Here is a 17,299-nt window from a genome sequence, read left to right as displayed (position 1 = left end):
GGACCCCTCATTTGGTATGGACATGCTCAAGTGCTGGCAATAATCTGGGACTTGGTCTAGACCTGCACGGCTCAGTGGACATCCCCCACGTTCTCCAGGAGCGGCAGCATGCGTAAACGGACCAAGGTGTCGGCCGTCGTGCTCGGCGTGGCGACCGCCGGAGCCTTCGCGCTCTCCACCGGCGGCGCCAGCGGGCACGGCTACACCGACCTCCCCATCAGCAGGCAGAGGCTCTGCGCGTCCGGCACGGTGACGGACTGCGGCGACATCCAGTACGAGCCGCAGAGCGTCGAGGGCCCCAAGGGCTTCCCGGCGGCCGGACCCGCTGACGGCCAGATCTGCAACGGTGGGCTGAGCAGGTTCGCCCAGCTCAGCTCGCCGACCACGCCGTCGGGCGGCGCCTGGCCGACGACGAAGGTGACGGGTGGCCAGACGTACACGTTCCGCTGGCAGTTCACGGCGATGCACGCCACGACCGACTTCTCGTACTACGTCACCAAGCAGGGCTGGAACCAGAACCACGCCCTCGCCCGTTCGGACCTCGACACCACGCCGTTCCTCACCGTCCCCTACAACGGCCAGCGTCCGCCGGCCACCCTCAGCCACAGCGGCACCCTGCCGACGGGGCTGAGCGGTCACCACGTGATCCTCGCGGTCTGGACGATCGCCGACACGGGCAACGCGTTCTACGCCTGCTCGGACGTCACGTTCTGACCCGGGTCGTTCGACGGCTGGGTAACACCGAATCGATCTGAGCTTCGCTTGAGGACCCGCCGCGGGCCGCGGGGGTACGTTCCCGGCACGCCGGTCAGTCGGACCGGTGTTCGGAAACGGGGGAATCTCATGGGCCTGATGGAGGCGTTCTTCTACCTCATTCCCGGCATCTTCGTCGTCGTCGGTGTCCTCGGGGTGGTCAGGACGCTCGGGCGGTCGAGCGAGATCAGCCGGGCGTGGCGTCACGGGCGCACCGCCGAGGCCCGCTGTCTGCGGTCGTACACCACGACCAGCGGCGGTGGCGGGGACACGGCCGTGAGGACCACGCTGCACCATGTGTACGAGTTCACGACGGCCGAGGGGCGGACCGTCCGCGTCGACGAGGCGAACGGGCGGTCCACCGTCGTCGAGGGTGACTTCGTCACGGTGCACTACCTGCCGGAGCACCCGGAGAAGGCCACGGCGCGGCCGCCGGCGCAGGGGAGGCTGGCCGTGGGGACCGGGTGCACGGTGGCGTTCTTCGTGGTGTTCATCGTGTTCGCACTGGTCTTCATGGGCACGGCGCATTTCATCTTCTCGCAGGCGGACGGTTTCGCTCCGTGAGTGCCGCGATCGGGGGGCGGGGCGGCGCGGGCCGGTGGGGAGCCGCATACAGGTACAGCCCCGCGCCCCTTACGGGGCGCTGCACATCTGACGGTGTGTCAGTTACGCTGCTTCGTCATGGACTCCGACAGGCGCACGATCGCTGAAGCAGTGGCCGCGCGATGGGGTGACCATCGGCCCGGGCTGTGGTTCGAGGAGCAGGTGCTGACGCACCACGAGGTGGCCGCCGGGGCCGCGGCCAGGGCGGCGCTGTTCGGCGATCTGCTGCCTGACGGCGCCGTGCCCCACGTCGGGGTCCTTCTCGACAACACCCCGGAGTTCCCGCTCTGGCTCGGGGCCGCCGCGCTCGCCCGGGCCGCCGTGGCCGGGGTCAACCCGACCCGCAGGGGGGCAGAACTGGCGCGGGACATCCTGCACACCGAGTGCCCGGTGCTGGTCACCGAGCGGGCCCAGCTGCCCCTGCTCGCCGGGCTCGAACTGCCCGGTGTCCGGATCCTCGTCACCGACGAACCGGAGTACGGCGCCCTCCTCGCCCCTTACCTCGGCGCGTTCCCGGACGCCTCCCGGGCCACGCCCGCCGACCGGATGCTGCTCTACTTCACCTCCGGCTCCACCGGGGCTCCGAAGGCCGCGCTCTGCTCCCAGGGGCGGCTCGCGGCGGCCGGGCGTTCGCTCGCCGGGCAGTTCGGGACCGGCGCCGACGACGTGCACTACATCTGCATGCCGATGTTCCACGGCAACGCCGTGATCGCCGACTGGGCGCCCGCGCTGGTGGCCGGGGCCGGGGCGGCGGTACGGCGGCGGTTCTCGGCCTCCGGGTTCCTGAGTGACGTGCGGCGCTACCGGGCCACCTACTTCACCTACGTCGGCCGGGCCGTGCAGTACATACTCGCCACCGAGCCGCGCCCCGACGACCGGGACAACCCGCTGCGGCTCGGGTTCGGGACGGAGGCCGGGGCCGTGGACGCGGCGGCCTTCGCGGAGCGGTTCGGGGTGCGGCTGGTCGAGGGGTACGGGTCCTCGGAGGGCGGGGCGGCGATCCAGTGGTCGCCGGGGACCCCGGACGGGGCGGTGGGACGGGCAGGGCCGGGGCTTGTCGTACTCGATCAGGAGTCGGGGCAGGAGTGCCCGCCCGCCGTCTTCGACTCCGGGGGGCGGCTGCTCAACGGGGAGCAGGCCATCGGGGAACTGGTGAACCGGGCGCCGAACCCGTTCGAGGGGTACTGGCGGAACCCGCGGGCGGAGGCCGAGCGGCGCAGGGGAGGGTGGTACTGGACCGGCGATCTCTTCTACCGGGACGGGGAGGGCTACCTGTACTTCGCGGGACGTACCGACGACCGGATCCGGGTCGACGGGGAGAACCTGGCCGCCGCGATGATCGAGAACATCGTGGCCCGGTACGAGGGCGCGGACGCCGTCGCCGTGTACGGGGTGCCGGATCCGGTGACCGGGGACCAGGTGATGGCGACCGTCGCCGGGCGGTTCGATCCGCTGGGGTTCGCCGAGTTCCTGCTGGCCCAGCCGGATCTGGGGACGAAGATGGCGCCCCGCTTCGTGCGGGTGGTCGAGCGGATGCCGGTGACGGCGACCAACAAGATCCAGCGGGCGGCCCTGCGGCGGGAGGGGGTGTGGTGTGCCGACCCGGTGTGGTGGCGGCCGCCGGGGGAGCGGACGTACCGCAGGCTGACCAAGGAGGACGCCGAGGCCTGGCGGCCTTCGCGGTGACTTGCCGCAGCAGGGCTCGCACGGCGCGCACGGCGCGCAAAAAAATGACCTGGGGTGGAAAACCCCAGGTCATCACAGGTGCGCCGCCAGGGACTCGAACCCCGGACCCGCTGATTAAGAGTCAGCTGCTCTAACCAACTGAGCTAGCGGCGCATGACTCTCGCCGACCGTGCGCATGATCTTTCGACTGCTTCTCGCGGCTGGCGACGAAGAAAATAATACCCGGTCCCGCGGGGTGCTTCCGACCACCGCCAGGGCCTGGCCTAGATGGCGAGGGACAGCAGTACCGGGGCCGCGCCGCGGTTCAGGGTGTCGGCGGCCTGGCGGAGCCGGTGCGCGTGCTCGACCGGCAGGGAGAGGGCCAGGCAGCCCACGGCCGCACCGGCGGTGATCAGGACCGCCGCGCACACCGTGCCGACGGCGTACTCCTGGAGGTCCAGGACGGGGACCGTCGGCGGCTGCGCCTCCAGGCGGGACAGCAGCAGCTTGTCGCTGGTGATGGTGCGCGAGGTGAGGCGGGCCATCTTGTGGCGGGAGAGGTGGTCACGGCGGGCGTTGTGGTCGAGCTGGGTGAGCAGGCTCTTGCCGATCGCGGTGGCGTGCGCGGAGGAGCGGAAGTCCACCCACTCGTTGACCGCGGGGGTGGCCGGGCCGGCCGCGTACCGGCCTATCCGCACCTCGCCGTCGACGTACCGGCTGAGATAGACGGCGGCGCCGACCGAGTCGCGCAGCCGGTCCAGGGTCTGCTGGAGCTGTTCACCGAGGGCCTGCTCCCGCTCGTGCGCGGAGCCGAGCCGGCGCAGGGTCTCTCCGGTCACGTACGCGCCGTCGGTGACCTGCGCGACGTAGCCCTCGCGGCGCAGCATGCGCAGCAGTGCGGTCAGCCGCTCGGGGCCCAGGCCGGTGCGGCGGGCCAGCTCGGTGTCGGTGACGCCGGTGGCGTGCCCGGCCACCGTCTCCAGGACACGCAGGGCGTCCTGGGCGGAGTGGTACGGGGCGGTCGGCTCGTGCATCAGCGCCACGGTGGTCCCCCCTGCGCTCGCTCGGCGGTACTGCTGTGAGAGCACTGCTTGGGCCGCGATCCGGACCGCGGATCCTCTCCACGATAACGGGCAAGAAGCCGAAACGGAGCGGCTGTTGGCGAGATTCCCGCCCTTCCCAACTGCGACGAAGGCCCTCTGGCATATGTCATCGGAATGACCCGCCCCGCGGACCTCGGGTGATCGAGCGTTCACTTCTTGTACGCGGGGCCGCGGCGCCGGGAAACTTTTACGGCCCGGCGGTGCACATATCTACAGCACCGCCCCCAGGAACTCCCGGGTCCGCTCGTGCTCGGGCTCGCTGAAGATCCGTTCCGGCGGGCCCGCCTCGATGACCCGGCCCGCGTCGAACATCAGGACCTGGTCGGAGATGTCCCGGGCGAAGTTCATCTCGTGGGTCACGCAGAGCATGGTGATGTCGGTGGAGCGGGCGATGTCCCTGAGCACGTCGAGGACGCCCGCGACCAGTTCCGGGTCGAGCGCCGAGGTCACCTCGTCCAGGAGCAGCACCTTCGGCCGCATCGCCAGCGCCCGGGCGATCGCGACCCGCTGCTGCTGGCCGCCGGAGAGCTGGGTCGGCTTGGCGTCGCACTTGTCGGCGAGGCCCACCAGGTCGAGCAGGTCCCGGGCACGCGCCTCCGCCTCGTCCTTCGGCAGGCCCAGCACGGTCACCGGGGCCTCGGTGATGTTGCGCAGCACGGTCATGTTCGGGAACAGGTTGAACTGCTGGAACACCATCCCGATCTGCTTGCGGACCTCCCGCCGCTCCTTCTCCGACGCCGGGAAGAGGCGCTGTCCGTCGACGGTGATGGTGCCCGAGTCCGGCTCGGCCAGGGTCATCAGCAGCCGCAGGATCGTGGTCTTGCCGGAGCCGGACGGCCCGATCAGGGTGACGTGCCGGCCCGTCTGCACGGCGAGGTCCAGCCCGTCGAGGACGGTGTTGCCCCCGAACCGCTTGGTCACCCCCGCCAGGCGGATCAGTTCGGTGGCCGCGGTGTCGGTGGTACTCGGCTGCTTGCTGGTGTCAACGGACAAGACGACGCTCCAGGGTGCGCAGGAGAAGGGAGGCGAGGTAGGAGATGACGACGAAGGCGACGCCGATCACCGTCAACGGCTCGGTGAACTGGAAGTGCTGCTGGGAGAAGAGCCGGGCCTGGCCCAGCATCTCCAGCACGGTGATCGACACCAGGATCGGCGTGTCCTTGAGCATCGAGATCACGTAGTTGCCGAGCGGCGGCACGACCCGGCGCACCGCCTGCGGCAGGATGACCGCGAACCAGGTCCGCCGCGCCGGAAGACTCAGCGCCGTCGCGGCCTCCCACTGCCCGGCCGGCACCGCCTCGATGCCGGCCCGGTAGACCTGCATGGTGTACGTCGAGTAGTGCAGGCCGATCGCGAAGACCCCGGTGGTCAGCGCGGAGAACGTCAGTCCCCACTCGGGCAGCACGTAGAAGAGGAAGAACAGCTGCACCAGCAGCGGGGTGTTGCGCACGAACTCCGTCACCACCCCGACCGGCCAGCGCACCCACCGCGTGGGCGTCCGCATCAGCAGTGCCCACACCAGCCCTAGCGAGAACGAGATCAGCGACCCGAGGACCAGCGCCTGCAGGGTGACCAGCAGACCGTCCCAGAAGTGCGGCATGAACTCGCGTACGGCACTCCAGTCCCACGTCACGCCACACCACCCACCCCGGTCGTCTCCCTGCGCTTGCGGGTCCGGGCGGCGTGCTCGTCCCCCGGATCCTTGCCGATCCCGGCCCGCAGCCGCTTCTCCAGACCGCGCATCAGCCGGGTGATGACGAACGCGATCACGAAGTAGACGAGGAGCAGATACGTGTAGATGTGCGCGCTCTCCTGCAACGCCAGCCGCACCAGGTTCCCGCTGAACGCCAGGTCGCCCATGCCGGTGACGGACACCAGGGCGGTGCCCTTGAGCAGCTCCACGAGCAGGTTGCAGTAGGAGGGGATCATCTCCGGCACCGCCTGCGGCAGCAGGATCAGCCGCAGCCGCTGCCAGGGCGTGAAGCCGAGCGCGATCCCGCCCTCCTGCTGCGCCGGGTCGACCGCGCCCAGCGCCCCACGCACGATCTCCGAGCCGTACGCGCCGTACGTCAGGCCGAGCGCGAGGGTGCCCGCCCACATCGGCACCAGCAGCCAGCCGAAGGCGACCGGCAGCACGAAGAACACCCAGAAGATCATCACCAGCGCCGAGGTGCCACGGAACACCTCGGTGTAGAGACCGGCGAGAAACCGGACGATCCAGAGCCGGTGCGTCCGCGCCACGCCCACCACCAGGGCCACGGCGGTCATCAGCAGCGCGCTGAGCACCAGCAGCTGGACGGTGGTCCAGACGCCGCCCAGCACGAGGTCCCACAGTCCCGGGGTCATCCGCTCTTCCCTTCCCCGCACAGCTCCTTCGCCGTGAGGTCGGTCATCTCGGCCTCGGTGAAGCCGAACGGCCGCAGGATCCGGAACAGTTCGCCGCTCTTCTTCAGCTTGCGCAGCTCCACGTTGAAGGCGTCCCGCAGTCTCGTCTCCGCCGACCGGAACGCGAACGCGCCCCCGTCGACGTGCGGTTTCCCGTCCACGAGCGGCGCGAAGGCGCTGGTGGCCTCCGCCTTCGCCGACTTCCTGACGACGGCACGCGTGGTGAGCGCCGTACCGGCGAAGACGTCGACGCGCCCCGCCTCCACGGCGTTCAGCCCGGCGACCTGGTCGGGAACGATCAGGATGTCGCTCTCCTTGTACCCGGCCGCGACCGCGTACTGGATCTCCGCGTAGCCCGTCCCCGTCGCGAACTTCGCCTTCTTCGCGACGACGTCCTTGTAGTCGTGCAGCCCCTTGGGATTCCCCTTCCGCACGATGAACGAGTCGAGCATCTGGTAGTCCGGGTCCGCGAAGACCACCTGCGCGCACCGCTCCGGGTTGACGTACATCCCGGCGGCCACGACGTCGAACTGCTGCGAGTTCAGCCCGGGGATCAGCGAACCGAACTCGGTCGGCACCGGCTGCACCCGGTCCACCCCGAGCCGTTTGAAGACCGCCTTCGCCAGCTCCGGCGCCTCACCGGTCAGGTGCCCGTCCTTGTCGATGTACCCGAAGGGAATCTCCCCGGCGATCCCGAGCCGTACGACACCCTGGGCGCGCAGCCGTTGCAGCAGGTCACCGCCGTCGGTGCCGGCGGCGGTGGCCACGCGCGTGCAACCGGCGGCGCCGAGCGCGCCGAGGGCGCCGACCGCGGCGGCACCCGCGAGCACCGCCCGCCGAGAGTGTCTGGATTCGTACCCGGATGTGTCTGATTCGTTCCCGTGTGGTGGAGCCATGGCGGCGCGGCTACCCGACCCCAACCGACTTATGCACCATGGAAGGCATGACCGAACGATTCATCGAAGTCTCGCTGGTCAGCCGCGGTGTCACCGCCAAGGCCCGGCTCCTGGACGACCGCGCGCCCCTCACCTGCGCCGCCGTCTGGGACGCCCTTCCCCTGTCGGGCGACGTCTACCACGCGAAGTACGCCCGCAACGAGATCTACGCCCTTTTCCCGCCGTTCGCCCCGACGGAGCCGCCCCTGGAGAACCCGACGGTCACGCCCATCCCCGGCGACCTGTGCTACTTCTCCTTCGCGGGCACGGAGTTAGCCACCAAGGCCTACGGCTACGACCGCGAGGTCCGCCCCGGCACCACGCTGGTCGACCTGGCCCTCTTCTACGAACGCAACAACCTCCTCCTCAACGGCGACGTGGGCTGGGTCCCCGGGATCGTGTGGGGGCAGGTGGTGCAGGGACTGCCGGAACTGGCCGATGCCTGCAACGACCTGTGGCGCAACGGCGCGGCGGGGGAGCAGTTGACGTTCCGCACCGTGTGAGTCCACGCTCCTGCTGCTTCTGCGACGCTTCTCGTTCGTCTTGTGCCGCGCTAGCCGTTCTTCTCCGGCGGTGCTGCCGGTTCTTCTCCCGCGGCGCCGTCGGTCCTTTCTTTCCGTCGCGACGGTGCTGAGCCGCCACGGTGCTGTTCGGCGGTGCCGGACCCGCTGGGGCTGTCGCAGCGCTCGCATGTCTGCCGTGGCGCCGTCGGTCCTTTCTTTCCGCCGCGACGGTGCTGAGCCGCCACGGTGCTGTTCGGCGGTGCCGAGGCCACCTGTGCCTCGTACAGGGCGTGGGCCGCCCGTAGGACCAGGTCGTCGTGGTGGCGGGCGGCCACGATCTGCAGGCCTGCCGGCAGTCCGTCGGCGTCCGTCCCGACCGGGACCGTCGCGGCCGGCTGCTGGGTCAGGTTGAAGGGGTAGGTGAAGGGGGTCCAGCCTGTCCAGCGGCGGTGCCCCGAGCCCCTCGGCACCTCCACGCCCGCCTCGAACGCCGTGATGGGCAGGGTGGGCGTGACGAGGAGGTCGTACGACTCGTGGAAGCGGCCCATCCGGCGGCCCAGGTCCATCCGGACGTCCACCGCGGCGAGGTAGTCCAGCGCGGACAGGCGGGCGCCGATCCCGCAGATCTCCCGCAGCCCCGGGTCGAGTGACTCCCGCTGCTCAGGGGAGAAACGCTGCGTCACCCGGGCGGCGCCCGCGAACCACAGCGCGTGGAACGCTTCCACCGGGTCGCTGAAGTCCGGGTCGGTCTCCTCGACGTACGCGCCGAGTTCCGCGAGCCCCGCCACCGCCCGCCGTACCGCCGCCGCGACGGCGGGAGCCACCGCGACCTGGCCGCCCAGCGTCGGCGAGAAGGCCACCCGGAGGCCGCGGACACCTCCGGTCAGACCCGCCACGAAGGAGCCGGGGGCGGGGCCGAGGGCGGACCAGTCGCGGGCATCCGGGGTCCCGATCACGTCCAGCATCAGCGCCGCGTCGGCCGCGTCCCTGGTCATCGGGCCGACGTGGGACAGCGTGCCGAAGGCGCTCGCCGGGTAGAGGGGGACACGGCCGTACGTCGGTTTCAGGCCGAAGATCCCGCAGAACGCGGCCGGGATCCGCACGCTGCCGCCGCCGTCGGTGCCCAGGGACAGCGGCCCGGCGCCCAGGGCGACGGCCGCCGCGCTGCCGCCGCTGGAGCCGCCGGCGGTGCGGGTGGGGTCGTACGGGTTGCGGGTGATCCCGCAGAGCGGGGAGTCGGTCACGCCCTTCCAGCCGTACTCGGGGGTGGTCGTCTTGCCGACGAACACCGCTCCGTGCTCGCGCAGCCGGGCGACGGAAGGCGCATCCTCGTCCCAACTCCCGTCCGCCGAGATCGTCTTCGAGCCGCGCAGGGTCGGATGGCCGCGCATGAGGAGGATGTCCTTGACCGTCACCGGGACGCCGTCCAGCAGCCCCTTCGGCTCCCCTCGCCGCCACCGCTCCTGCGACGCCCTCGCCCGCGCCAGGGCCTCCTCCTCCGTGAGCCGGACGAAGGCGTTGACCTCCGGCTGGATCCGCGCCGCCCGTTCCAGGGCCGCCCGGACCGCGTCCACGGGTCCGAACTCGCCCTTGCGGTAGCCGTCGAGGAGCTGCCGGGCGGTCAGGTCGGTGAGCTTCATGGGCCCCTCCCGGGAGACAGGTCAGTGACCGGGCACGTAACCGCGCTTCTTGTCGACGACGTTCAGCAGGGACCTGCCCGCCGCCCACCGCTCGTACAACTCCACGAACTGGCTGCCCAGCTCGTCGCGCCAGCCGACCGTGTCCCCGCTCATGTGGGGGGAGACGATCAGCCCCGGCACACTCCACAGCGGGCTGTCGGCGGGCAACGGCTCGGTGGCGAGGACGTCCAGCGCCGCGGCGGCGATCCAGCGCCGGGTCAGCGCGCGGACCAGGGCCTCCTCGTCGACCAGCCCGCCCCGGCCGACGTTGATGAAGCACGCCGACGGCTGCATCACGCCGAAGCGGCGCGCGTCGAACATGCCGTACGTCTGCTCGGTCAGCGGGGCGGCCGCGATCACCCAGTCGGCGCGGGACATCAGCCGGTCCAGGTCGTCGGGGCCGTGGATACCGGTGCGCGGGACCCGGCCGACGAGGGCGGTGGTGATGCCGAGCGCCTTGAGGGTGCGGGCGATCGCCCGGCCGATCGGCCCGGTGCCGACCACGCACGCGCGCGTGCCGCCGACCCGGCGCGCCTCGCGGTGGAGCCAGGTCCGCTCCCGCTGGAGATCGAGGGTCCGGGGCAGGTCCTTGGCGATGGCGAGGACCAGCGCGGCCACGTACTCGGCGATGGGCGTGTCGAAGACCCCGCGCGCGTTGGTGACGACCGTGTCGGACGCGGCCAGCTCGGGGCACATCAGATGGTCGACGCCCGCGCTCGCCGTGTGCACCCAGCGCGGCCGCGGCCCCTCGCCCGGCCAGGCCTCACGGACGGCGTGCGAGGCGAAGTCCCAGACCAGGAGGACGTCGGCCGACGGCAGCCGGGCCGCGAGGCCCGCCGCGTCCGTGTGCACGATCCGGGCGCGGCCGGTGAGCCGGCCCAGCCGCGGGGGCGGGTCGGCGTCGAGGACCAGCAGGGTGGGCACGGGCGGCGTCATTCGGGGCGGTCTCCCGGTGTCCGACAGCGTCTGACATGCGCGGATGAAACGTCTCACAGGCGCGGATTGACCACGCTGACACCCGAACCTACCGTCGTCAACACGGGCGTATCCGTCGACCGTTGCCCCTCGACTTCCCGCGTGAGGCCGGTGACCTGCCATGGACGTCTCCTTTCTGGGCGGACCCCGGCCCCAGCGCGGCATCGGCGTCGTGGCGCCCTTCGACTTCGCGCTCGACCGCGAGCTGTGGCGCTGGGTGCCGGACGACGTGTCGCTGCACCTGACCAGGACGCCGTACGTGCCGGTCGAGGTCAGCCTGGACCTCGCCCGGCTGGTCAGCGAGCACGAGACCCTCGGCGAGGCGGTACGGGCGCTGACCGCGGTCGCGCCCGAGGTCGTCGCCTACGCCTGCACCTCCGGCAGCTTCGTCGGCGGCATCGCGGGCGAGCGCGCGATGTGCGAGGCCATGACCCGCTCCGGCGCGGTGCCCTCCCTGACCACCTCCGGCGCGCTGCTCGACGCGCTGACCGAGCTGGGCGTACGACGGCTGGCGCTGGTCACGCCGTACACCGTCTCGGTGACCCGGGTCCTCGAGGAGTACGTCGCGCAGGCGGGCATCCGCGTCGCCGGCTGCGCGTTCATGGGACTGACCCGGCACATCTGGCAGGTGCCGTACCGGGACGTGGTGGCCATGGCCCGGCAGGCGGTACGGCCCGGCGCCGCCGACGCCCTGTTCATCTCCTGCACCAACCTCGCCACCTACGACGTCATCCCCCAGCTGGAGGCCGAGCTGCGGATCCCGGTGCTGTCGGCCAATCAGGTCACGATGTGGGCGGCGCTGCGCAGGCTGGGTACCCGAGCGGTGGGCCCCTATCAGGCGCTGATCCGCCACGCGGACGAACCGGCGGCGGCGCGCGAGTGGCCCGTGTTGCCGGAAGAACAGCAGGAAGGGTGGACATGACAGCGCTCGGGCTCCTTTATCCGGGGCACTCCGCGGAGGACGACTACCCCCGTATCGAGCAGCTCCTCGGCAGCGACGTCCGGGTGGACGTCGTCCACACCGACATCGGCGAGGACGCGCACCGGGTGGACGCGTTGCGCGAGATGGGCTCCGAGGAACGGCTGGCCGCCGGGGTGGCGGAACTGCGGCTCGCGGGCGCGGACGCGGTGGTGTGGGCGTGCACCAGCGGGAGCTTCGTGTACGGCTGGGAAGGCGCCCAGCAGCAGGTCCGCGGGCTCGCCAGGGCGGCGGGGATGCCGGCGTCGTCCACGTCCTTCGCCTTCGTGCACGCGGCGCGGGAGCTCGGGGTGCGGCGGGTGGCGGTCGGCGCGACCTACCCCGACGACGTGGCGTCCCTCTTCGCCGACTTCCTGCGGGCCGGGGGCCTGGAGGTGACCGGCGTGCGGTCCTCGGGGGTCGTCACGGCGGCGGAGGTGGCGACGTGGGGGGAGGAGGAGATCCTGACCCTGGCGCGGGCGGCCGACACCGGGGCGGCCGAGGCGGTGCTTCTTCCCGACACGGCACTGCACACGGCGGCGCACGTGTCGCTCCTGGAGAAGGCGCTGTCGAAGCCGGTGCTCACGGCCAACCAGGTGACCGTGTGGGAGGGGCTCCGCCTGGCCGACCGTCGGGTGAACGCCCCGGAACTGGGCACGTTGTTCACCCGCGAGCCGATAGTCCAGGCCTGACCGGGCCGCCGTACCGGGGGCTCCGCCCCCGGACCCCCGAAAACCTTCGCCCACCCACCACCCGACTCGGTAGGAACGAAGAAACCGAAAAGCCACCAGCCCCCGGCCGCCCCGCCAGCGACCCAGCCGTGCGCAGGCGTGTCAGTCACCCAGCCCCGCGCCGCCGCGCCAGCGACCCGGTGCGGGCAGGCATTGCCGGTTACCCGGCTCCGCGCCGCCGCGCCAGCGACCCAGCCGGGGGCAGTGGTGTCGGCCGCTCAGCCGTGCGCAGGCGTGTCACCAGCCCCGTCACGCAGCTGCGGGCAGTCGTGCCGCTGGGGCGGCACGGGTGGGCGCAGCGGCACCCGGTCAGCGCCGGTGAGCGAAATCCCGTCGCCAAGCCCCACCCACCCGCACGGAATAAACGGAGACCTCCTCCTGTTACCGCCCCTCAGGACAGCTCACGCCCGTAAATCAGGAGGCTCTCACCGTGTCGGCAGACGAGATCCGAGGCATCACGCACGGGACCGCCCCCGTCCCCCTCTCCGTACTGGACCTGGTGACCGTCGGCACCGGCAGTACCGCCACCGACGCCCTGCGCACCAGCGCCTCGCTCGCGCGGCTCACCGAGGCGCGCGGCTTCCACCGGTACTGGGTGGCCGAGCACCACTCGATGCCCGGCGTGGCCTCCTCCTCGCCCGCCGTGATCCTCGCCCACCTCGCCGCGCACACCGAGCGGATCCGGCTGGGCTCGGGCGGGGTCATGCTGCCCAACCACGCCCCGCTCGTGATCGCGGAGCAGTTCGGCACCCTGGAGGCGCTGGCGCCGGGCCGGGTCGACCTGGGGCTCGGGCGGGCGCCGGGGACCGACGGGGCCACCGCCGCCGCCCTGCGCCGTACCCAGACCCTCAACGAGGGCGCCGACGACTTCCCGCAGCAGCTCGCCGAGCTGACCCGGTTCCTCGACGACGACTTCCCGGACGGGCATCCGTACCGGAGGATCCACGCCATCCCGGGGCCGGTCCAGAGCACGACCCCAGGCGGGGTGCAGTCGCCGCACCGGCCGCCGATCTGGCTGCTCGGCTCCTCCGGCTTCAGCGCCCGGCTCGCCGGCATGCTCGGACTGCCGTTCGCCTTCGCGCACCACTTCTCCGCGCAGAACACCATCCCGGCCCTCGACCTGTACCGGGAGTCCTTCAGCCCGTCCGCCGTGCTCGACGAGCCCTACGCCCTCATCGGTGTCTCCGTCCTCGCCGTGGACGAGGAGCGCGAGGCCCGGCGGCAGGTGCGGGCCGGCGCGGTGAACATGCTGCGGCTGCGCACCGGCCGGCCGGGGCTGTTCCCGGACCCCGACGACGTCGAGGGGCACGAGTTCTCCCCGATGGAGGAGGAGTTCGTGCACTCCTGGACGTCCAACATCGTGCACGGCACCGCCGAGGAGGTCCGCGCCGGTCTCGACGACCTCCACAAGCGCACCGGCGCCGACGAGCTGATGCTCACCACGCACGCGCACCGCGGCGAACTGCGCCTGCGTTCCTACGAACTGGTGGCCGACGCCTACGGTTTGCCGACCGGGGTGTCCGCGTAGGTCCGGGTGTCCAGCAGTTCGGAGATACGATCCGCCGTCACCGGCCGGGAGTAGAGCCACCCCTGGCCGGTGTCGCAGCCGATGTGCCGCAGGCGGGAGGCCTGCGCCGAGGTCTCGACGCACTCCGCGGTGACGGTGAGACCCAGGCGGTGGGCCAGCTGGATCATCGCCTCCACCACGACCTCGTCGGCCGGGTTCGGGCGGTCGCCCGGGTCGTCGTACTGGAAGCCCCGGACGAAGGAACCGTCCAGCTTGAGGACGGAGACGGGGAGCCGGCTGAGGTAGGCGAGGTTCGAGTATCCGGTGCCGAAGTCGTCGATGGCGATGCGGACACCCATGTCGCTGAGGGCCTGGAGGGCCTGGAGGGGGCGGCCCGCCGAGCCCATGACCGCCGACTCCGTCAGCTCCAGTTGGAGCAGGTGCGGGGCCAGTCCGGTCTCGGCCAGGGTCTCCGCGACGTCCGCGACCAGGTCGGAGTCCCACACCTGGCGCACGGCCACGTTCACGCTGACGAAGATCGGCGGCTCGCCGGGGTGGTCCAGCTGCCAGCGGCGGGCCTGGCGACAGGCCGTGGTCAGGGCCCAGCGGCCCAGCGGGACGATCGAGCCGTCCTCCTCGGCCAGTCCGATGAACCGATTCGGCGCCAGCGTGCCGAACTGCGGATGGTGCCAGCGGACCAGGGCCTCGACACCGCTGAGCCGGCCGTCCTCCATGCCCACCAGTGGCTGGTATTCGAGCACGAACTCGCCGCGTTCGATGGCCGGGCGGAGGGTGGAGGAGAGCGCCTGCCGGGTCACCAGGTGGGCGTTGCGCTCCGGATCGAAGAGCGTCCAGCGGGACCTGCCGTCGGCCTTCGCCCAGTAGAGGGTCGTGTCGGCGGCCTGCATCAGGCCGGTGGCCGTGGTGCCGTGGGCGTGCCGCTCGACCACCCCGATCGACGCGGACAGCGACAGCCGCTGGCCGGCCAGGTCGAACGGCGCCTGGAGGGCGGCCAGCACCGACTCGGCCAGATCGGCCAGCTGCTCGGTGCCCGTCGAGTCCTCGACCAGCAGGGCGAACTCGTCCCCGCCGAGCCGGGCCACCAGCGGGACGCCGGCCCGCGCGAAGCCGGCCTCGTCGGCCACCCGGGTCAGCCGTTCGGCGACGGCGGCCAGCAGGCGGTCGCCGACCCGGTGGCCGAGGGTGTCGTTGACCGCCTTGAACCCGTCGAGGTCCAGGTAGCACAGGCCGATCCGGCCGGTGCCGCTCTGCTCGTACGACTCCGCCTCCAGCGCGGCCGACAGCCGCTCGAAGAACAGGGTGCGGTTGGGCAGCCGGGTCACCGGGTCGTGCATCTGCAAGTGCCGGAGCCGGGCCTGGAGTTCGCGGCGGGCACTGATGTCGGAGGCTGAGATCAGCACCCCCGGCGCGTCCTTGGCCAGCGGGGCGACGTTGACCTGGACCCACACCGAGTGCCCGTCGGGGTGCTTCAGCCGCCGGGTGCAGCGCAGCTTCGCCTGCCGGCCGCGCAGTACCTCGCGGTAGGCGTGCCAGGTACGGGCGTCGGAGGCCAGGTCCATCAGGTCGGCGGCGATCCGCCCGGGCAGCCCGGCCCGGTCGGCACCGATCAGCGTGGCGAACGCCTCGTTGGCGGTGGCCACCAGCCCGTCGCGGTCGACCACGGCCATGGCCAGCGTGGCGGCCGCGAAGGCGTACGCGTAGGTCTTCGGCTCTGTCTCGTCGTCTGTCTTCTGGTACGACTTCCGGTAGATATTGTCACTCTCTGTGACGGCGGACCGGTCGAGGTCTGCCGCGGGCGTCGGCCCTTCGGACGTTCCGCTCACCGCTCGCTCCCGCAGTGCACTCGATCTCTGTCCGTGCAGGAAAGTGTGCCGATCATAGATGCTGGCCCGAGGGCCTTCCAGCCACTGTCCAGTGTCCCCGATGAACCGGCGGTTCTGACAGATCGTTTCTGCCCGCACCTGGACGGGTTATTGCGGGCCGCCGACCGGCTTGTGACGTTCCGTGAGTGACGCAGGATGTCGGCCGTTCGGGTCTGTCTGATGTGAGCAGGGTGGCCCTCACCCTTCTGGTGCAGATAAACAGGTCATAAGGTGACAAACTCGCGCAGGCTGGGGGCGGTGTCCCGAGAACCGCCTCCGGAGGTCCTTCCGTGCCGCGTCTCCTGCTGCGCAGCTCCGCCGCCGTGTTCACCACGATGTCGGCGCTCGTCGCAACGACGATCCTGACCGGACCGTCGGCCGCCGAGCCGTTCTCCGCGGCCGCCTGTGCCCTGCACCGCACCGACGCGCACCACTCCGAGGGCGTCGACACCTGGAACGTCGACTACACCCGCCCCACCCGCCCGCTGTCGGCCGTGATGGTGTTCCTCTCCTTCCCGGACGCCACCCCGCGGACCACGCCCGCGGAGCTCGCCGCCGACCACTTCCCGGCCACCAGCCGGTACTACGAGCAGGCCTCCTACGGGAAGTTCACCGTCCGCCCGCACCCGCTCACCCACTGGCTGCGGATGCCCCGGCCCTCGGTCGCGTACGGCATGAGGCGCGACTGGAGTGTCCCGCTGCGGGCCGCCTACCTGCGGGACGCGTTCGCGGCGGCCGATCCCGAGGTCGACTTCTCGCACTACGACATCGTCTACCTCGTGGCCGACCCGGACGCGCCCGGTGTCGACTCCGACGCCACGAAGGTGGTCAACCTCGACACCCCGGTGCACGTCGACGGCACCGACCTCCGCCGGGTCGTCACCGTCTTCGAGAAGCACCCGCCGGACCGGCTGGTTCTCGCCCATGAGACCGGGCATGTCTTCGACCTTCCCGACCTCTACCACCGCCCGGCGGACGGCAAGGGCGACTGGGACACGTACGTCGGCGACTGGGACCTGATGGGCAGCCAGTTCGGACTCTCCCCGGATCTGTTCGCCTGGCACAAGTGGAAGCTGGGATGGCTGGATCCGCGCCAGGTGGTGTGCGTCCCGGGGACCGGTCCGGTCCGGCTGACGCTGGAGCCGCTGTCCGCCGGGCCGGGGGTGCCGGCGCAGGGGGCGGCGGGCGCCCCGGCCTTCGGGCTCGGCGACGGCACCAAGCTGGCGCTGGTACGGACCGGGCCCGACACCGTGCTGGCCTTCGAGGCACGCGGCGCGTCCGGCAACGACAGCGCGGCCTGCCGGCAGGGCATCCTCGTCTACCGGGTCCGCGACGAGACGGCCTCCGGCGGCGGCCCCGTCGAGGTGATCGACGCCCATCCGCGCACCGGGGCCTGCTGGGAGAACTCGGTCTACCCGCCGCTGGCCGACGCCCCGGTCGCCGTCGGCGAGAGCTTCACCGTGCCGGGGGACGGGGTGCGGGTGGCGGTGGAGGGGCGGACGGCGTCCGGTGGCTGGAACGTGAAGATCACGCCGGCGGAACCGGACTGAACCCGCACGGGACCCGCCGACCACAAGCCGAGAGGCCAAGCTCACAGGAGCTTGGCCTCTCGGCTACTT

16 protein-coding genes and 1 tRNA gene are annotated in these 17,299 nt (G+C 71.6%); 8 read left to right on the top strand and 9 right to left on the bottom strand.

Annotated features, from left to right (window positions below):
• Positions 1–108: 108 nt before the first annotated feature.
• The 3 genes from LQ326_RS38145 to LQ326_RS38135 all read left to right on the top strand — a co-directional run bounded on the left by LQ326_RS38145 (position 109) and on the right by LQ326_RS38135 (position 3,042).
• Complete coding sequence (locus tag LQ326_RS38145; RefSeq protein ID WP_234543658.1) at positions 109–714, top strand: lytic polysaccharide monooxygenase auxiliary activity family 9 protein; 606 nt, start codon at positions 109–111, stop codon at positions 712–714.
• Between the two features lie 129 nt (positions 715–843).
• Positions 844–1,317 carry a DUF3592 domain-containing protein gene (locus tag LQ326_RS38140; RefSeq protein ID WP_308402108.1) on the top strand — a complete coding sequence of 158 codons (474 nt, stop codon included), beginning with the start codon at positions 844–846 and terminating at the stop codon, positions 1,315–1,317.
• A gap of 117 nt (positions 1,318–1,434) precedes the next feature.
• Positions 1,435–3,042, top strand: coding sequence for an AMP-binding protein (locus tag LQ326_RS38135; protein ID WP_234543657.1), 1,608 nt, complete (start codon positions 1,435–1,437; stop codon positions 3,040–3,042).
• A gap of 79 nt (positions 3,043–3,121) precedes the next feature.
• On the opposite strand, the gene LQ326_RS38130 is transcribed toward LQ326_RS38135, so the two are convergent.
• The 6 genes from LQ326_RS38130 to ehuB all read right to left on the bottom strand — a co-directional run bounded on the left by LQ326_RS38130 (position 3,122) and on the right by ehuB (position 7,405).
• Positions 3,122–3,195 (bottom strand) — tRNA-Lys (locus LQ326_RS38130).
• Between the two features lie 110 nt (positions 3,196–3,305).
• Positions 3,306–4,064, bottom strand: a complete 759-nt coding sequence (locus LQ326_RS38125) for an IclR family transcriptional regulator (RefSeq protein WP_234543656.1) — start codon at positions 4,062–4,064, stop codon at positions 3,306–3,308.
• A gap of 270 nt (positions 4,065–4,334) precedes the next feature.
• Positions 4,335–5,117 carry an ectoine/hydroxyectoine ABC transporter ATP-binding protein EhuA gene (ehuA, locus tag LQ326_RS38120; RefSeq protein WP_234543655.1) on the bottom strand — a complete coding sequence of 261 codons (783 nt, stop codon included), beginning with the start codon at positions 5,115–5,117 and terminating at the stop codon, positions 4,335–4,337.
• On the bottom strand, positions 5,107–5,757 hold the full coding sequence (gene ehuD, locus LQ326_RS38115) for an ectoine/hydroxyectoine ABC transporter permease subunit EhuD (protein ID WP_234543654.1): 651 nt from the start codon (positions 5,755–5,757) through the stop codon (positions 5,107–5,109). The genes ehuA and ehuD overlap by 11 nt, the downstream gene beginning before the upstream one ends.
• Complete coding sequence (gene ehuC, locus LQ326_RS38110; protein ID WP_234543653.1) at positions 5,754–6,470, bottom strand: ectoine/hydroxyectoine ABC transporter permease subunit EhuC; 717 nt, start codon at positions 6,468–6,470, stop codon at positions 5,754–5,756. The genes ehuD and ehuC overlap by 4 nt, the downstream gene beginning before the upstream one ends.
• Positions 6,467–7,405 carry an ectoine/hydroxyectoine ABC transporter substrate-binding protein EhuB gene (ehuB, locus tag LQ326_RS38105; protein ID WP_234543652.1) on the bottom strand — a complete coding sequence of 313 codons (939 nt, stop codon included), beginning with the start codon at positions 7,403–7,405 and terminating at the stop codon, positions 6,467–6,469. Before ehuB ends, ehuC begins: the two co-directional genes overlap by 4 nt.
• Positions 7,406–7,452: 47 nt before the next feature.
• Here ehuB and LQ326_RS38100 point away from each other — a divergent pair, with 47 nt between their 5' ends.
• Positions 7,453–7,947, top strand: coding sequence for a DUF3830 family protein (locus tag LQ326_RS38100; protein ID WP_234543651.1), 495 nt, complete (start codon positions 7,453–7,455; stop codon positions 7,945–7,947).
• A gap of 50 nt (positions 7,948–7,997) precedes the next feature.
• Here the strand turns inward: LQ326_RS38100 and LQ326_RS38095 are convergent, their stop codons facing one another.
• Both LQ326_RS38095 and LQ326_RS38090 read right to left on the bottom strand, forming a co-directional pair.
• The gene (locus LQ326_RS38095; protein ID WP_234543650.1) at positions 7,998–9,587 is read right to left on the bottom strand and encodes an amidase; all 1,590 of its coding nucleotides are present in this window, start codon (positions 9,585–9,587) and stop codon (positions 7,998–8,000) included.
• Positions 9,588–9,608: 21 nt separating this feature from the next.
• Complete coding sequence (locus tag LQ326_RS38090) at positions 9,609–10,562, bottom strand: D-2-hydroxyacid dehydrogenase (protein WP_234543649.1); 954 nt, start codon at positions 10,560–10,562, stop codon at positions 9,609–9,611.
• A 160-nt stretch (positions 10,563–10,722) separates the two neighbouring features.
• Here LQ326_RS38090 and LQ326_RS38085 point away from each other — a divergent pair, with 160 nt between their 5' ends.
• The 3 genes from LQ326_RS38085 to LQ326_RS38075 all read left to right on the top strand — a co-directional run bounded on the left by LQ326_RS38085 (position 10,723) and on the right by LQ326_RS38075 (position 13,818).
• Entirely contained in the window at positions 10,723–11,523 is an 801-nt protein-coding gene (locus tag LQ326_RS38085) for a maleate cis-trans isomerase family protein (RefSeq protein ID WP_234543648.1), read from the top strand.
• On the top strand, positions 11,520–12,251 hold the full coding sequence (locus LQ326_RS38080; protein ID WP_234543647.1) for a maleate cis-trans isomerase family protein: 732 nt from the start codon (positions 11,520–11,522) through the stop codon (positions 12,249–12,251). The genes LQ326_RS38085 and LQ326_RS38080 overlap by 4 nt, the downstream gene beginning before the upstream one ends.
• A 469-nt stretch (positions 12,252–12,720) precedes the next feature.
• On the top strand, positions 12,721–13,818 hold the full coding sequence (locus tag LQ326_RS38075; RefSeq protein ID WP_234543646.1) for an LLM class flavin-dependent oxidoreductase: 1,098 nt from the start codon (positions 12,721–12,723) through the stop codon (positions 13,816–13,818).
• Here LQ326_RS38075 and LQ326_RS38070 read toward each other — a convergent pair.
• Positions 13,788–15,641 (bottom strand): putative bifunctional diguanylate cyclase/phosphodiesterase, encoded by a 1,854-nt coding sequence (locus LQ326_RS38070; protein WP_234543645.1) that lies wholly within the window; start codon positions 15,639–15,641, stop codon positions 13,788–13,790. The genes LQ326_RS38075 and LQ326_RS38070 overlap by 31 nt on opposite strands.
• Before the next feature lie 374 nt (positions 15,642–16,015).
• Between LQ326_RS38070 and LQ326_RS38065 the strand changes: the two genes are divergently transcribed.
• Positions 16,016–17,230, top strand: coding sequence for a M6 family metalloprotease domain-containing protein (locus tag LQ326_RS38065; RefSeq protein ID WP_234543676.1), 1,215 nt, complete (start codon positions 16,016–16,018; stop codon positions 17,228–17,230).
• Positions 17,231–17,299: the final 69 nt, after the last annotated feature.

This window comes from Streptomyces shenzhenensis (assembly GCF_021462265.1).
In the GTDB taxonomy this organism is placed as follows: domain Bacteria; phylum Actinomycetota; class Actinomycetes; order Streptomycetales; family Streptomycetaceae; genus Streptomyces; species Streptomyces shenzhenensis.
Note: the sequence above shows the minus strand (reverse complement) of the source record. Positions and strands in the feature narration are given on the sequence as shown.

What these genes read in the sequence shown, in the direction of transcription:
- LQ326_RS38145 (WP_234543658.1), top strand. Translation starts at nt 109, where the DNA reads ATGCGTAAACGGACCAAGGTGTCGGCCGTCGTGCTCGGCGTGGCGACC.
- LQ326_RS38140 (WP_308402108.1), top strand. Translation starts at nt 844, where the DNA reads ATGGGCCTGATGGAGGCGTTCTTCTACCTCATTCCCGGCATCTTCGTC.
- LQ326_RS38135 (WP_234543657.1), top strand. Translation starts at nt 1,435, where the DNA reads ATGGACTCCGACAGGCGCACGATCGCTGAAGCAGTGGCCGCGCGATGG.
- ehuC (WP_234543653.1), bottom strand. Translation starts at nt 6,470, where the DNA reads ATGACCCCGGGACTGTGGGACCTCGTGCTGGGCGGCGTCTGGACCACC.
- ehuB (WP_234543652.1), bottom strand. Translation starts at nt 7,405, where the DNA reads ATGGCTCCACCACACGGGAACGAATCAGACACATCCGGGTACGAATCC.
- LQ326_RS38100 (WP_234543651.1), top strand. Translation starts at nt 7,453, where the DNA reads ATGACCGAACGATTCATCGAAGTCTCGCTGGTCAGCCGCGGTGTCACC.
- LQ326_RS38095 (WP_234543650.1), bottom strand. Translation starts at nt 9,587, where the DNA reads ATGAAGCTCACCGACCTGACCGCCCGGCAGCTCCTCGACGGCTACCGC.
- LQ326_RS38090 (WP_234543649.1), bottom strand. Translation starts at nt 10,562, where the DNA reads ATGACGCCGCCCGTGCCCACCCTGCTGGTCCTCGACGCCGACCCGCCC.
- LQ326_RS38085 (WP_234543648.1), top strand. Translation starts at nt 10,723, where the DNA reads ATGGACGTCTCCTTTCTGGGCGGACCCCGGCCCCAGCGCGGCATCGGC.
- LQ326_RS38080 (WP_234543647.1), top strand. Translation starts at nt 11,520, where the DNA reads ATGACAGCGCTCGGGCTCCTTTATCCGGGGCACTCCGCGGAGGACGAC.
- LQ326_RS38065 (WP_234543676.1), top strand. Translation starts at nt 16,016, where the DNA reads ATGTCGGCGCTCGTCGCAACGACGATCCTGACCGGACCGTCGGCCGCC.